Annotated in this window: 15 protein-coding genes and 2 pseudogenes; 3 read left to right on the forward strand and 14 right to left on the reverse strand. The window is 67.9% G+C overall.

The window, feature by feature from the left end; genetic code table 11:
- Window positions 1-45: 45 nt before the first annotated feature.
- From STSP_RS40490 to STSP_RS28955, 12 genes and pseudogenes are all read right to left on the reverse strand, one after another.
- Window positions 46-224 (reverse strand): annotated as a pseudogene (locus STSP_RS40490) (XdhC/CoxI family protein); the annotation flags it as partial.
- Between the two features lie 153 nt (window positions 225-377).
- The gene (locus tag STSP_RS41340) at window positions 378-608 is read right to left on the reverse strand and encodes an SDR family NAD(P)-dependent oxidoreductase (protein ID WP_408646381.1); all 231 of its coding nucleotides are present in this window, start codon (window positions 606-608) and stop codon (window positions 378-380) included.
- A 381-nt stretch (window positions 609-989) separates the two neighbouring features.
- Window positions 990-1,160, reverse strand: coding sequence for a ferritin family protein (locus tag STSP_RS39350; protein WP_157902924.1), 171 nt, complete (start codon window positions 1,158-1,160; stop codon window positions 990-992).
- 16 nt (window positions 1,161-1,176) lie between these two features.
- Complete coding sequence (locus STSP_RS28920) at window positions 1,177-2,007, reverse strand: SDR family NAD(P)-dependent oxidoreductase (RefSeq protein WP_067283907.1); 831 nt, start codon at window positions 2,005-2,007, stop codon at window positions 1,177-1,179.
- A 42-nt stretch (window positions 2,008-2,049) separates the two neighbouring features.
- A complete protein-coding gene (locus tag STSP_RS28925) occupies window positions 2,050-2,898 on the reverse strand; it encodes an oxidoreductase (RefSeq protein WP_067283908.1) in 849 nt (282 codons plus the stop codon).
- A gap of 33 nt (window positions 2,899-2,931) precedes the next feature.
- Window positions 2,932-3,792, reverse strand: coding sequence for an aldo/keto reductase (locus STSP_RS28930; RefSeq protein ID WP_067283922.1), 861 nt, complete (start codon window positions 3,790-3,792; stop codon window positions 2,932-2,934).
- Between the two features lie 69 nt (window positions 3,793-3,861).
- Window positions 3,862-4,416 carry an SsgA family sporulation/cell division regulator gene (locus STSP_RS41045; protein ID WP_078067590.1) on the reverse strand — a complete coding sequence of 185 codons (555 nt, stop codon included), beginning with the start codon at window positions 4,414-4,416 and terminating at the stop codon, window positions 3,862-3,864.
- A 61-nt stretch (window positions 4,417-4,477) separates the two neighbouring features.
- Window positions 4,478-4,618: pseudogene (locus tag STSP_RS40500) on the reverse strand (XdhC/CoxI family protein); the annotation flags it as partial.
- The gene (locus STSP_RS28940) at window positions 4,618-5,184 is read right to left on the reverse strand and encodes a Dps family protein (RefSeq protein ID WP_078067591.1); all 567 of its coding nucleotides are present in this window, start codon (window positions 5,182-5,184) and stop codon (window positions 4,618-4,620) included. The pseudogene STSP_RS40500 and the gene STSP_RS28940, both read right to left, overlap by 1 nt.
- 171 nt (window positions 5,185-5,355) lie before the next feature.
- Window positions 5,356-6,162 (reverse strand): SDR family oxidoreductase, encoded by an 807-nt coding sequence (locus STSP_RS28945; RefSeq protein ID WP_067283924.1) that lies wholly within the window; start codon window positions 6,160-6,162, stop codon window positions 5,356-5,358.
- A gap of 116 nt (window positions 6,163-6,278) precedes the next feature.
- On the reverse strand, window positions 6,279-6,728 hold the full coding sequence (locus STSP_RS28950) for a GlcG/HbpS family heme-binding protein (protein WP_067283913.1): 450 nt from the start codon (window positions 6,726-6,728) through the stop codon (window positions 6,279-6,281).
- Window positions 6,729-7,062: 334 nt separating this feature from the next.
- On the reverse strand, window positions 7,063-7,350 hold the full coding sequence (locus tag STSP_RS28955; RefSeq protein WP_067283915.1) for an acyltransferase family protein: 288 nt from the start codon (window positions 7,348-7,350) through the stop codon (window positions 7,063-7,065).
- 439 nt (window positions 7,351-7,789) lie between these two features.
- On the opposite strand from STSP_RS28955, the gene STSP_RS28960 reads away from it, so the two are divergent.
- A complete protein-coding gene (locus STSP_RS28960; RefSeq protein WP_067283926.1) occupies window positions 7,790-8,848 on the forward strand; it encodes an alpha/beta hydrolase in 1,059 nt (352 codons plus the stop codon).
- 169 nt (window positions 8,849-9,017) lie between these two features.
- On the forward strand, window positions 9,018-11,849 hold the full coding sequence (locus STSP_RS28965) for an ATP-binding protein (RefSeq protein ID WP_232789834.1): 2,832 nt from the start codon (window positions 9,018-9,020) through the stop codon (window positions 11,847-11,849).
- Between the two features lie 104 nt (window positions 11,850-11,953).
- Here STSP_RS28965 and STSP_RS39775 read toward each other — a convergent pair whose 3' ends face one another.
- On the reverse strand, window positions 11,954-12,304 hold the full coding sequence (locus tag STSP_RS39775) for a hypothetical protein (protein ID WP_198547452.1): 351 nt from the start codon (window positions 12,302-12,304) through the stop codon (window positions 11,954-11,956).
- A 727-nt stretch (window positions 12,305-13,031) separates the two neighbouring features.
- Between STSP_RS39775 and STSP_RS28975 the strand changes: the two genes are divergently transcribed.
- Entirely contained in the window at window positions 13,032-13,673 is a 642-nt protein-coding gene (locus tag STSP_RS28975) for a TetR/AcrR family transcriptional regulator (RefSeq protein WP_067283918.1), read from the forward strand.
- 194 nt (window positions 13,674-13,867) lie between these two features.
- On the opposite strand, the gene STSP_RS28980 is transcribed toward STSP_RS28975, so the two are convergent.
- Window positions 13,868-14,865 (reverse strand): aldehyde dehydrogenase family protein (locus tag STSP_RS28980; RefSeq protein ID WP_067283920.1); only part of this gene is annotated, 998 nt, incomplete at its 5' end.

Consider the following 14,865-nt stretch of genomic DNA (forward strand, 5'->3'; position numbering starts at 1 on the left):
GGCCCAATAAGTCGGTCTGTTTCACCATGCGGCCCACTGGATCTGTCACATGACGGCCCAGGAGACAGCCGCGGTGTCATGGTGAATGCGCGTGCCTCCTTGTCAGGGGCAGGCCCGAGCTGCCGTGGCGATCGGCGACGAGCTCGGCGAGGATCGACAGGACCGTCTCCTCAGGTGTGCGCGCCGAGGTCAAGGCCGATCGGTGAACGCAGTGGTGCCAGTTGAGCGGCACGATGCCGCGCTGGCCAGCGCCGCCCGCCTGAACCGGTGGATGTGCTGCTGCGACTGAGCGGCTCCCTCAAAACGGAGAGCTTCGCGATAGCGGAGGCCTGGCGGCCCTGCGGCCCCGAGGGCGTACTCGACGGCCTGGCCCGGGCCTACGAGCTCAAAGCACGTCGGCGGTCCACGTCGGCGGTCTTGGACTGCCCGTAGGCCACCCACCGGTCGTAGGGACGCCACTCGAAGTGCGGGTCGTCGAAGTCGAAGGACGCCCAGTGATGGGCGCCGGAGCTGACGACCACGATGCAGGCGGAGCCCGCGTCACCCAGCGCAGCGTGCAGCGCGCCGGCCAGGACGAAGTGCCCGAGGAAGATGGTGGCGAGCTGCATCTCCTAGCCTGCGTCTGTGACGGTCCGCTCCGGAAGCGCCATGATCCCCGCGTTGGCCACGAGGATGTCAAGCGACCCGCGCCAGGCCCGCGCGAACGCGTCCGCCGACGCCAGGTCTGCCAGGTCCAGCGCCGCGGTCCGCACAAGGCCCACGGCGGGGACATCGGCGAGTTCCCGTGTTCGTCGCCTGCTCCCGCATCCGGGCAATGACCGAGGCCAAGGACTCCACGACTGCGGTCACTGCGTCGCTGTCCTGTACCCAACCAGCGGGGTAGACGGGCACGTTGCCGTCGGCAGCGATGGTTGCCGCCCGGCCGTCGGGCGTGATGCCGAGCGCAGCGGCCCTCTCGGCGACAGCGTCGGAGAACTCCCGGGCGCCTGTCACGACCTCGTCGAGCTGGAGATGAATGGAGCAAAGCGTCGCCCGTACAGGCTCCAGTGGACCTGCTTGCCCGTCAGCGACAGCTCCAGCAGGTCCACCAGGGCGCCCCGCAAGGCCTCGGCGATGACCTTGCGGTCGACTTCCGGCAATGGGCTCGTAATGACAAACATGGCATGTTCTCCACCCTCAGGGGAGGGCTTCAGCCTCTTCAGGTGCTTTGCCGGAGCGGTGCAAGAGATCGAAGGTGCGATGTGCGAGCCGGTGCCGGAAATCGGCGTCGAGGGTAATGGGGTTCGGCTGGACCGGTCGTCTCTCGTCCAGGTACTGGCCGGCCCATCTACCGGTGGACAGGGCGGCATTCACTACGTTGTGCGCTCCGTGCACGACCGAGTCACCGCCGATATCGAACATGGCGTGCAAGAGCTCGGTGCTGATGACTCCCGGGTGGAGACTTACAGTGTCCGGCTGCGGCGGGGCCGCTTGTTCAACCAGCCACCGAGCGTGCGCCACCAAGGCCAGCTTCGAGCGCGCGTACGCAGTCGTTGCGCTGTAGTGGGAGCGCTCGAGATTGAGGTCGTCCGGGTCGAGCGAAGCGGACAGATGGGTCGCCGAAGCGACATGTACTACTCGGCCGCCGGATGCAACGAGCAACGGGGTGAGACGTTCGGTGAGCAGCACGGCCGCCAGGTAGTTCGTCTGGAGAGTCGCTTCATTGCCGTCGTGACTGAGCCGACGTCGCGGTGCTCCCGGGCGGCCGGCGTTGTTGATGAGCACATCGACCCGATCCGTGATCTTCGAGATCTCGGAGGCGAGTGCGCGCACCATGGCCAGGCTGTCGAAGTCAGCGTGTACGTAATGCACCTCTCCTGGGCCGGCAGCGCGGAGCTCCTCCAGCTGCCCAGTAACTTCTTGTGGACTTTGCGGGCCATGGAGGATCAATCGGGTCACCTGCGGCGCCAGCACACGAGCGGCGGCTTGCCCAATGCCGCTGGTCGCGCCGGTGAGCACCACAGTCATGTCATGTGTTCTCAATCGAATCCCCGGTCGTTGTCGGTTCTCTCATGCGATCTGTTCGCCGTCGGGGTAGTCGGTGGACTCCGACAGCTCGCTCCACGCGGCTGTCTCGGCGTCGAAGGCGGAGCGGGCGTCGGCGACGAGCCGGAGCGCGTCGCTGCCGAGGATGAGGTGGGTCGGCGGGGTCTCGGCCTCGACGAGGGCGAGCAGGGCGCGGCCGGCTTGGGCGGGGTTGCCGAGCTGGTGGCCGCTCATGGCGAGGCGGCGTTCGCGGGTCGCGGCGAAGATCTTGTCGTAGTCGGCGATGGTGCTCTCGACGCGGTGCATGGAGCGGCCGGCCCAGTCCGTGCGGAAGGAGCCGGGCTCGATGGCGGTGACATGAATGCCGAGCGGAGCAACTTCCTGGGCGAGCGTGGCGGCGATGCCCTCGACGGCGAACTTGGAGCCGTGATAGGCGGCCAGGCCGGGGAAGGCGCGAAGACCGCCCATGGAACTCACGAACAGGATGTGACCCGCACGGCGCTCCCGCATGCGGGGCAGGACGGCCTGGGTGACCGCGACGACGCCGAAGACGTTGACATCGAACTGGCGGCGGAAGGTGTCGAGGGAGGTCTCTTCGAAAGTGCCCTCGACCCCGTAGCCGGCGTTGTTGACGAGCACGTCGATGCGACCTACCTCTTCCTCGATCGCCGCGACGGTCGGCGCTATGGCATCGGTGTCGGTGACGTCGAGCACGCGGGCATGAGCGCGTCCCGGGGCGAGCTGCTCGAAGGCGGCGGCGTGGTCCGGGGTACGAACCGTGCCGACGACGGTGTGACCGGCCTCGAGGGCGGCGGTGGCGAAGGCGCGGCCGAGGCCGCTGCTCACGCCGGTGATGAGGAACGTGCGGGGCATCTTCTCTCCGTTGGCGTTAGTGGCGGGTGAGCTTCAGTTCGCGGCGGCGAGCGCCTCGAAGTCCTCATCGGACAGCTGGACGGTCGCGGCCGCGGTGTTGTCCTCCAGGTGCGCGACCGATGAGGTGCCGGGGATCGGCAGCATGACGGGCGAGCGCTTCAACAGCCAGGCGAGGGCGAGCCGGCTGGGGGTGTGTCCGGTGCGCTCGGCGATCTTCGCGAGGGGGCCTCCGCGCGCCGCGAGGGCGCCGGTCGCGAGCGGGTACCACGGGATGAAACCGATGCCGTTGGCCGTCGCATGGTCGAGCAGTTCCTCCGCCGAGCGGTTGGCCACGTTGTACATGTTCTGCACAGTCGCGATCGGCGCCACCTTCTGCGCCGCTTGGAGGTCGGTGATGCTGACCTCGGACAGTCCGATATGGCGAATCTTTCCCTCGTCCTGCAGCTTCTTCAGCTCGCCCACCTGGTCCTCGAGCGGCACCGCACGGTCGATGCGGTGCAGCTGGAAGAGATCGATGCGCTCGACACCCAAGTTCCGCAGGCTGAGCTCGGCCTGTTGACGCAGGTACTCGGGTCGGCCGACGGGGGTCCAGAGATCTGGGCCCTGCCGGGTCAGTCCCGCCTTCGTGGCGATGACGAGGTCGTCCCTGTACGGGTGCAGCGCCTTCTTGATGAGTTGCTCGGCCACGAACGGTCCATAGCTGTCGGCGGTGTCGATGAAGTTCACGCCCAGCTCAACGGCGCGGCGCAGCACACGCACCGCCTCGTCCGGGTCCTTCGGGTCGCCCCACACCCCCTTGCCGGTGAGCCGCATCGAACCGAATCCCAGGCGGTTCACCGTCAGGTCGGCGCTGATCGTGAACGATCCCGACGCCGCGGCGGTCAATGTCGTCATGTCGAACTCCACATCCGAAAGGTGCTCCTCGTCCTGGGAGGAGTCAGCAACGCTCGTCCAAGGGGGTGCTCAGGCATCGCCGAGCAGACGCTCCACGAACAGGTCCCAGTCGAACCCGTCCAGTTCCGTACCGGGTGGCACAAGGTCGTAGGTGCTCAGCAGCCAGGCCTCCAGCGTGGACAGGCCCACCTCGAACAGTGCTGTCATGCCGCGCGATTCAAGCTGCATGTACATCACCGGCCGGGGGTGAGTCATCGAGGGCCACAGTCTTACGTCGCCCATGCCGGTGTGCCCCTGTGTGCCCTCGAAGAGGAGATCACGCGAGATGACCCAGGTCACGGTAAGGCCGTGGGGAGGACGTAGACAGACGTCCACCGTCAGTGGATCGCCCGGGTCGTAATGGAAAGCGGCCCGCATCGGTAGACGGCTCGACGGCCACAGGATCCGATGGACACGCATCGGCAGCGAGCTGATGTGATCGAGGGCCGGTCGGCCGGCCGTGCTCTCCGGTTGTTTGTCGGGCATGGCCCCTCCCTTTTTCCTGAATGCGGTGGCACTGCTTTTCCTGAATGCGGTGGCACTGCCACAACCATGGCGCGGACCAGTCCATGGGACATCGGTCATCTGACCAGATGTGTAAAGCCCAACATGTCGGTCCGTTTCCCAATGCGACCCACTGGATCTGTCACATGACACCGCAGGAGACAGCCGCGGTGTCACGATGAATAGGTCTGCGCGTCCTTGTCAGGGACAGGCCCGAGCCGCCGTGGCCATCGGCGACGAGCTCGGCCACGATCGACAGGGCCGTCTCCTCAGGGGTGCGACTTAACGGTTCTCCGCCCGCATCATCCAGGCGTGCTTTTCCAGGTCGTCGATGATCGCGTGCAGGAGGTCGGCGGTCGGCGGATCTTCCGCGTCCACCTCGTCACGTGCCTGCCTGAGCGTCGCCGCTGTAGCACGGAGGCGGGTGTCGAGGAGGGAGGCCACGGTTGCCGTGTCCTGCTCTCCGCCGGGAAAGGCGGGAAGCGTCGTGGTCGCGGCGACCATGTCGGAACGTCCGTCCACGGCGGCGCCGAGTGCGCGTATGCGCTCGGCAACCGTATCGGCCGCCTCCCTGGCCGTGTCGACGATGTCATCGAGTTGCAGATGCAGATCACGGAAGTTGCGACCTACGACATTCCAGTGTGCCTGCTTGCCCTGCAGGTGCAGCTCGATCAGATCGACGAGCACCTGCTGAAGGGCGCCGGTCAAGGCCGGTGACGCGGTGATCAACGGAACGTCGTCCTCGCTCCGCCTTTTCGTCACGGTCGAGCCTATGGTTGTCACACTCTCTCCGTTCAACAGCCCAGGAGGCGCACCCGGCGCGGCGTCGACCGCGGCGGGATGCACCATCCGGGCATCCGGTGTGGGAAGTGCCCCTGTCAGGGCATCGGGTGGGACGGCATGAGGGCCTTCCGGTCACCGCTGCGGATGTGGCAATCCGCACCGCGCCAGAAGGCCCTCAGCCGTTTGAAGGTGCCTCGGAGGAGATCCGCGTCAGGGCGATCTCCGTGGACGGAACACCTAGATGGTGATGTCCCAGGCCTCGGCCTGGCTCTGCTTCAGCATGTCCTCGACGAAGCCCGGCACCACGTTGCGGAACTTGCCCGTGTCGCTGGGCACGATCCGCACCATCGCGTCGATCATCTCCTGGGGGTCGAGGCGACCTTCATCGGTGCCGAGCAGCGAGTCGAACCCGGCCTGCACGTCGGCACGCTTGTTGAAGTTCTTGTCGTCGTCGAGCCACCTGAAGGCCGTCTCGGCCATGGTCTCGTTGAAACCGGTCAAGTAGGCGCCGGGGTTGACGGTCTGCACCTTGATGTTGTGCGGGCGCAGCTCGTCCCGGAGCGCCTCCGCGAGGGCCTCGAGCGCGTGCTTGGTCGACACGTAGGGGCCGAAGCCGGTCGGGGTGAACAGACCGCCCATGGAGGAGGTGAAAACCACCTTGCCCGGCCGACCCTGGTCGATCCACTTGCGGGCGAACTTCTGAGCGAGCTCGAGCGGTGCGAACACGTTCGTCTCGAAGTTCTTCCGCAGCAGCCCGACGGGGATCTCGCTGACCGGACCGGCCTCACCGATACCGGCGTTGCTGAAGAGCACGTCGATGTCCCACTTCAGCGCGGCCGCGACATCGTACGGGTCCAGGACGTCCAGCTTCTCGACCCGCAGGTTGTCCAGACCGAGCTCGCGGGCCTTCAGCCGGAGCGCCGCGACCTGGGGGTAGATCTGGGCCGTGGCGATGACGTCGTGGCCCTCCTTCGCCAGACCGATGGCCGCACCCTCACCGAAACCCGATCCGGCACCCGTGATCAGAATCCGCTTACCGCTCATGATGATGCACATTCCTTTACTTGGTTCTTTATATGTGTGATTTTTCAGAAACCGATCGGCAGGACCGGTTCATGGCACGCCCCAGCCGGGGCGGAAGCTAAGGCCAGGACAGAAACTCAGACCGACGCGGCAGCGAGCGCGGCAGCCGCCGCCTGGGCGATCTCGGCATCCTGGGCGACCGACCCCCCGGACACACCCACGGCCCCGACGACCACGCCTTCGGCGTTGCGAATCGGCTTGCCGCCGGCGAAGACCACCAGTCCGCCGTTGCTGTTCTCCAGGCCGAACGACGTACCGCCCGGCTTGCAGTATTCGAAGAGCGCTTCGGAGTCCAGCTGGAACAGCGCCGACGTGCGCGCCTTCCCCATCGCGATGTCGGCCGAACCCAGCAGGGCACCGTCCATACGAACGAAGGTCTTGAGGTTCGCACCGGTATCGAACACCGCGATGTTCACGGGCAGCGCCATTTCCGCTGCCCTTCGCACACCGGCCGAGAGAACCCGCTGGGCCTCTTCGGTCGAAATGTCAGGCACTGCGACCAGCTCCTTACATGGTGTCTTCTTCATTGCCGACCATTTCGCCATTCAGGCGCTTGCCATGAATTTCTGCTAACCGGTCGGCGTTCCCTTTCGACATCCATGTTTGGCCATGCCGGGCGTGGAGGTAATCCGTCATCCGACCATGCCGGAACGGACTGTCAGCGGTTCCCATAGGTATGGTGCCCATGGCGGGGCAGGCAGACTTGACCCCCGCATAGGTATCGATTGGCACGACCGGCACGCGGTTATCGGAAGGGATGAGGTGACCGCTTCAGGGTCATGTCGGGCGATCCGACGCCCGTTGACAAACGCGCCCTGTCGGCGACGCTTGAAACGTAACCCGGTTCCGACGCTTGGGTTCTCACGCTTGTCGCAATGCCGCCGGGCCGAGCATCAGCAGCGGCCAGTGCCACAGGTACCAGCCGTACGAGAGGTCCCCGACCCATGTCGCTGGACGCAGCGAGAGCAGCCGTGAGACGGCGGAGGGAGCCACACGGCAACCGTCCGCGATCACCAGCGCTGCCCCGAGCACGGGCAGGAGCGCGTAATGGCCGGGGAACGGGGTGTCGTCGTCGTACTGCACGGCCGAGGCGACGATCGCGGTCAGTCCGAGCCAGGCGCCCCGGCGGAGATGAGGCGGGGAACGCACCGCAGCGCCCCGGCACCGAAGGCCAGCAGGCTCCCGACGCCCAGCTCCCACAGCCGCGTGTGCGGACCGACTCCATGGCCTGCTGGCCGTGCTCGCTGTCCCACAGGGGGTAGGCCGTGGAATGGTGCGTCATCCTCTTGAACTGTCCGCCGAATGGGGTGAGTTCTTGTAATCCGCAACACACGAGGTTCGGGTCGGCAGCGCAGGGCGCCCTCTGGACCGCACGGCGGGCGATGTCGCTCACACGACAGTCACATGCCCGATCAACAGGCCGCAGTGCCTAGTCATGTGACTGATGCGCCCCGGGCCACCCCCGGGTATTCCTTGGAGTTGATCTTTCGCCTGCGCCGGTACCCGGCCGCGCCTCCACGGCCGCCGGCGCAGGCGTACCGGGTGTTGAGCTGCAATGCACGACGCCACCGCCGCCAAGGAGTACGTGATGTCCGACCCATCCTCCAACCCTTCGGAACCGGTGCTCGAGCCGGCGGCCCGCGCGTTCGTGGAGGCCACCGCAGAGTCGCCGTACCTCACGGACCTGGGCCCGGTGGAAGGCCGCAAGGCCATGCAGGGGATACAGAGGGCGGGAACAGCGGAAGCGGCACGAGCCGCCGGGGCGGCACTTCCCGCGCATGGGGTGTCCGGCGGGCAGGAAGGACGCATGGGACAGGCCGGTATGCCCGAAGTCGACGAACGGTGGATCGCGGTCTCGGGCGGACCGAACGGCAGTGTCGCGGTGCGCATCGTCCGCCCCAAGGGGGCCGTCGGCGCGCTTCCCGCCATCCTGTACCTCCACGGCCCGGGCTGGGTCTTCGGTAGCGCGTTCACCCATGACCGGCTGGTCCGTGACCTGGTGGTGGGCGCACAGGCCGTCGCGGTCTTCCCCGAGTACACGCTCTCCCCGGAGGTCCGTTACCCCGTCGCCCTGGAGGAGTGTTACGCGGTGGCCCGGTGGGTCGCGCGCCGAGGAGCCGACCACGGCATCGACCCGACGCGGCTGGCCGTCGCGGGGGACTCCGCGGGCGGCAATCTGAGTGCGGCCCTGACGCTGCTGGCCAAGGAGCGCGGGGACGTCAGTTTCGTCCAGCAGGTGCTCTTCTACCCGGTCACCGATGCGAACTTCGACACCGGCTCGTACCGCCGTTTCGCTGACGGCTACTTCCTACGCCGGGAAGCGATGCGCTGGTTCTGGGACCAGTACGCGCCCGATGAGTCGCAGCGCACGCAGATCACTGCAAGCCCGCTGCGAGCGACCGAGGAGCAGCTCGCCGGACTGCCGCCGACGCTCATCATCACCGCGGAGGCGGACGTCGTAAGGGACGAGGGCGAGGCGTACGCGGCCAAGCTGCGTGCGGCAGGAGTAGAGGTCACCGCTACGCGGTACGAGGGCGTCATCCACGATTTCGTCGTGCTCGCCCCACTGTCGTCGACGACTGCGGCACGCGGGGCTGTCGCCCAGGCCGTCCTGGCTCTGCGCCAAGCGCTGAGTACGCTCGACTGACGCCCTGGTTGTCCGGCTTTGTAATGCTGGACAGACTGTCCAACGTAATGTCGTGCATACTGTGTGAGGCCCACCGTCGTTTGCGGTCGCGCACAGAGCCCCCTCCTCAAGTCGAAGGGCGACTCCGACGCGCCACGACTAGGGCGCGTCGGAGAGCGAGGGAGCAGTTGTGATCGGTGGGGGTGTCACATTCACGTACGGACAGACGAACACGCTGATCGGCCGGGACGGCGACCTCCGGCGGGTCCGTGATCTGCTGGGCTTCAAGGCCGGCGGCGGGTCACTCCTGCTGGCCGGCGACGCCGGGGTCGGGAAGACGGCGGTGCTGGACGCACTCGCCCGGACCGCGGACGAGGAAGGCATCCGGGTCCTCCGCGCCGCCGGCGTCGAGTTCGAGGCGGACTGCAGCTACTCCTGCCTCAACCAGATCCTCTTCCCGTTCCTGGACACCATTGACGACCTCGAAGTGCCCTTCCGCGAAGCCCTCCGGGTGGCGCTCGGTTTCGACAGCGGCAGGCCGCCGGAGCGGCTCCTCGTGTCCAATGCCGTGTTGCGCCTGCTCCAGAAGGTCGCCGCAGCGGGTCCGCTTCTGGTCGTTATCGACGACCTGCCCTGGGTCGACCAGGCGAGCACCGCCGTACTGGGCTTCGTCGCCCGGCGGGTGACCGGCCTCGGGGTGAGCTTCCTCGCTGCAGCGCGCTCCGGAGCTCACAACCTCCTCTACGAGGGGGGCGGGCTGCCCACGTACGAGTTGCCGCCGCTCGACGAGGAGTCGGCGGCTCAGCTGGTCGGCATCCAGTTCCCTGGTCTCGCGCGCAGCTTGCGCCAGCACCTTCTGGCCGTTGCGGGCGGCAATCCCCTGGCTCTGCTGGAACTGCCGACAGCGCTGCAGCCGGCGTCGATGGACCCGCCCACCGTGCTGCCGCTCAGCCGACGCCTTGAGACCCTGTTCGGCTCCCGCGTGACCGGGCTGCCCACGCCGTCCCGGCGTCTGCTGCTGCTCGCGGCGCTTGAAGGCACCGGCGACCTGGGCGTGCTGCAGGCAGCATCCCGGCAGGCGAACGACGGATACGACCTGGCCGATCTCGCGCCCGCCGAGCGCGATCAGCTGGTGCGCATCGAGGGGAGCACGCGGCGGCTGAGGTTCCGCCATCCACTCATCCGCTCCGCCGTGGTGGGAAACTCCACCAGCGGCGAGCAGCGCGCGGTGCACGGGGCGCTCGCACAGGTCCTCGTCGACCAGCCCGAGCGCCGCGCCTGGCACCTGGGCGAGGCCACCGTGGAGCCTGATGAGGAGGTTGCCGCCCTGCTGGAGGACGCGGCACGCCTCACCCTGCACCGCGGTGACGCGGCCGGGGGCATGCGGACGCTGATCCGGTCCGCCCACCTCACCCCCCAGGGCCAGAACCGCAGCCGCCGCCTCGCGGAAGCGGCCTACCTCGGCGCGGAGGCCACCGGCGCACTGCCCAGTGCCCGCAAGCTCCTGGACGACGCCAGGCACGCCGTCCCGAATCCGGAGAACTCTCTGCACTCCGCCACAGCAACCGCGCTTCTCGTCCTCAACAGCGACGGTGACGTCGACACCGCCCACCGGTTGCTCGTAGCTGCCATCGAGTCCACCGCTGAAACTCACGGATACGACGCGGGCGACAAGGCGCTCGTCGACGCGCTCCACATGCTCGCGCTCATCTGCTTCTTCGGCGCGCGGGCCGAGCTGTGGCAGCCCTACTACCGGGCCCTGGAACGGCTGAAGCCGAAGCCGCCGCTCTTCCTGTCCGCGCTGGGGAGGACCTTCTCCGACCCGGCACGCACCGGCGCGGCGGCCAGCGGGGAACTCGACCTGCTCATCGCGAGCCTGCCCGGGGAGACCGACCCCATGCAGATCACCCGCACCGGAACGGCGGCCCTCTACCTCGACCGGCTCGGCGAAGTCCGCGAAGCGGCGTGGCGGGTGGTGCGCACGGGACGCGACGGTGGCCCGGCCCGGCGGCACCTGTCCGCACTGATCCACCTGTGCCTGGACGACTACCTCAGCGGAAGGTGGGACGAGGCACTGGACCTCGCCGACGAGGGGCTCCAGATCTGCGAAGAGCACGGATACACCGCCTTCGCCTGGTACTACCTGTACATCAAGTCCATCATCTCCGGCGCCCGCGGGAACGCGGACGACAGCCTTGCGACGGCCAACCGCATCATCGACTGGGCCTCGGCCCGCGGAGCACACGGCGCCGGACACTATGCGCACCATGCGGCCGCAGTGGCGTCCCTGGGACGTGGTGACTTCCCGGGGGCCTACGAGCACGCGGCCGCCGTCAGCCCGGCGGGAAGCCTCGCGTCGCACGCCCCGCACGCCCTGTGGGTGGCGACGGACCTGGTGGAGGCCGGTGTCCGGATCAACAGGGACCAGGAGGCCGCTGATCACGTACGTGCGATGCGGGAGGCACACACGGCCGCCCTCTCCCCCCGGCAGGCCCTGCTGTTGGACGGGGCGGCCGCCTTGTGCACCACCGACGACGAGGAGGCACTGCGGCTGTTCGAGCGGGCGTTGGCGACTCCCGGAGCCGAACGCTGGCGTTTCGAGTACGCACGCATACAGCTCGCCCATGGGGAGCGTTTGCGGCGGATCAGGGCAACGGCCGAGTCCCGGAAGCCGCTCGGCGCCGCGCTGGTGACGTTCGAACACCTGGGAGCCCGGCCGTGGGTCGAACGCGCGGAGCAGGAACTACGAGCCGCAGGCTGGAACAGGCGAAGTCCCGGTGAGCCGAAGGGGCGGACGCTCCTCACGCCCCAGGAGCGGGAGATCGCCCGACTGGCGGCCTCTGGCCTGACCAACAAGCAGATAGCCGAGCGCCTGTTCCTCTCCCACCGGACCGTGGGCGCGCATCTGTACCAGATCTATCCGAAGCTGGGCATCACGTCACGCGCCATGTTGCGCGACGCGCTCGACTCCGGGGCCACCAGCCGCCGCACTGGCGCTGCCGACGACGGCCCGGACGCCTGAACGGTTGCGGTGATCGCACGGGGCGGTCCCAAAGACACCATCTCCTGTCTGGAGACGCTGGGGCGGCGGCCGCGGACGTTGATCAATGACGGTTCGATTGGTGGTCATCGTGTTCCTCGCGTGCATCTCCGGACGGGGCGGACGGGGACCGGAGCAGGAGCCGGCGCAGTGGCAGCTCGAAGAAGCAGGCCTCCATCGCGGACGCTGCGCGGTGGAGGCCATGGGGTGCCGACCGGACAGGCCGGGTCGGGCCACCTCATGGCGACGCGCTGTGTGGTGGCCTCGCCTTTGATGACGGCGTCCTCCAGGGCCTTGGCCCAGGAGTCCTCGGCCAGCGGAACCAGCTCGGCCATGGCCGGGTTGGAGGCGGCGGCGGTCAGCTCGGGGACGTTGAAGTCGATGTCGAAACCCATGTACTCGCCGAGGATGGACCGCAGGTGGTTCTGGACGTACACCGACGACTCCCGCCGGGTACCCGGCGCGTAGGAACTACCCCGGCTGGCCACGCCGGTGAGCGGGAGGCCCTTGACACCGGAGCCGTCACGTTGGCGATCGCGCAGCAGACGATCCGGCGATGGGCCCCGCGGCCTGGCCGCATGCGCAACGGCCGCGTTGTGCCGTCGCATGGTCGCAATCCGCCCCACACCCACTTCGGATGCAGTGTTGGACACAGTGTCCAATCGATCGTATGATCGTCACCAGTTGGTGGGCGGGCCTGGTTGAGGTCTGCCAGGGTTACCGTCCACCCTCGCCTGCGTCGGCCGACGGGGCCGGTCGTTCCCGCTGCGTCCCGCCTCGGCCTGCCGTGCCCGGGAGTTCGAGCCGGCAGTCAGCGCAGGACCCGGACGTGGAGATTGGTCTTCACGACCCGTGGATCGAGCCCCGGCCGCTGGCTTCCCCCGGGCCCCGGCCGGGGCTCCTCTCACGCCCGTTGCGGAGAGCTATGGCCTAAGGCAGGAGGGTGACGTTCTGCCGATTTCGACGAAGAACTTCTCGTGTCCTCCCCGAACAGGAAGAGCGTCCTCGCGTCGGAGTCGCCCCACCTCTCCTCGGCATCAGCGAACAGGTGATCCTGATGGTCTGAACCCCGCCCTGCTGCTGTGCGTGCTCGGCACGGTGGGCAGGACTGTTTGCCAGTGACCTGCTCGGCACACCCTCCGTCCGGTTCCTTAGGATGCCCGTATGGCTTCCACCACCCGACGACGCTCCAGTGCGGCCGACCGGCGGGCTGCCCTCGAAAAGCGGATCCTGTCCGTGATCGAGGAGTGTCTGCGCGGTGGTGTGACCTACACCGAGCTGAGCGTGGAGCAGATCGCACAGGCCGCGGGGATCTCCCGTTCGACGTTCTATCTGTACTTCCGTGACAAGGTCGACGTCCTGCTCCGGCTGAGTGGCTCCCTCAAGACCGAGAGCTATGCGATCGCGGCAGCCTGGCGGCCCACCGGCCCCGACGGTGGCGTCGACGGCCTGGCCCGTACCTACGAGCTCACCCTGCGGCATTACCGCGAACATGCGGCCCTGCTCGCAGCGATCAACGAGGTGGCCGCGTACGACCCCTTGGTCCGCGAGGCGTGGACGGCCGACCAGGACCGCTTCATCGACAACCTCGTGACGGTGCTGAAGGAAGAGCAGCGGGCCGGCCGTACCCCGGCGGACATCGACCCCGAACTCGCGGCCAAGGTGATGATCCAAGGAGGCGGTCAGGTCATCGCGCAGCAGGTGTCCAACAGCGACGGCAGCGACGACACCGTCGTCGCTCGCGAACTGGCGCGTGGCTACTGGTACGGCGTGTACCGCCGCCCCGGAAGCCCGACCGTCGACTGACGACACCGCTGCCTATGACGTCAGCGGTGTGACGAGGGTGTCCGAGTTGGGAGGGATGCTTCTCCACCGCGCGGCCACACCGCGGCAAGCAGGCGTACGCATAGGACTTCAGCGCGAGGCCGGGCGTTCACGGACGGTGTCCCATCAGCGCTGCCATCTCAGTCTCGCCATTTCCCGATGGGACCCCGCGTCGGTCAGCAGCGGCCCAGCACGACCTTGGTCTCCAGGTATTCCTGCATGCACTCGGGGCCCCATTCGCGGCCGTTGCCGGACTCCTTGCACCCGCCCAAGGGCGCGGTCCAGTCGAAATCGGCGTTGTTGACGATCACGTAGCCGGCTTCGATACGGGAACCGACGTCCGCGGCGTCCGCCGGATCGCCGCCGGTGACGTAACCGGCAAGGCCGTACCGGATGTCGTTGGCGATCTCGACAGCCTCATCCACCGTGTCGTAGGTGATGATCGACATCACCGGCCCGAGGATCTCTTCCTGGGCGATGGTCATGTCGTTGGTGACCCCGGTGAAGACAGTGGGCTTGACGAAGTGCCCCTGCTCCAGGCCATGTGGCTTGCCGAGGCCACCGGTGACCAGGTGGGCTCCCTCATCCAGGCCGGCCTGGATGTAGTGCTGGACGGTCTGCCACTGCTCGGCGGAGATCAGCGGGCCCATGTCGATGTCGTCTGCGAGCGGGTCGCCGATCCTGATGGACTCGATCCGCGGGAGCAGCACGGACAGGAACTCCTCCAGCCGCTCGCGCGGCACCAGGGTCCGGCTCGGCGCACTGCAGATCTGGCCGGTGTTGGCTATCAGCCAGGTGAGCGCTGTGCCGGCCGCGATGTCCATGTCCGCATCGGGCATGATCACCTGCGGAGACCTGCCGCCGAGTTCGGTGGCCACGCGCTTGGCGCTCTGGCCGGCGGCGGCATTCACCTGGAGCGCGGTCTCACCCGAGCCGGTGAAGGACACCAGGGCGACGTCGGGGTGCGACGCGAGTGCATTTCCGATCACCGAGCCGCGGCCAGTGACGAGGTTGAAGACGCCTGCGGGGACTCCGGCGGCCTCCAGGATCTCGGCCAGGACCACAGCTGAGTACGGGGCCAGCCGGGCCGGCTTGAGGACGACGGTGCAGCCCGCCGCGAGCGCCGAGGCGGTCTTGCCAGCCGGCTGAAGGGCGGGGAAGTTCCACGGAGTGA

The sequence above is a fragment of the Streptomyces jeddahensis genome (assembly GCF_001642995.1).
In the GTDB taxonomy this organism is placed as follows: domain Bacteria; phylum Actinomycetota; class Actinomycetes; order Streptomycetales; family Streptomycetaceae; genus Streptomyces; species Streptomyces jeddahensis.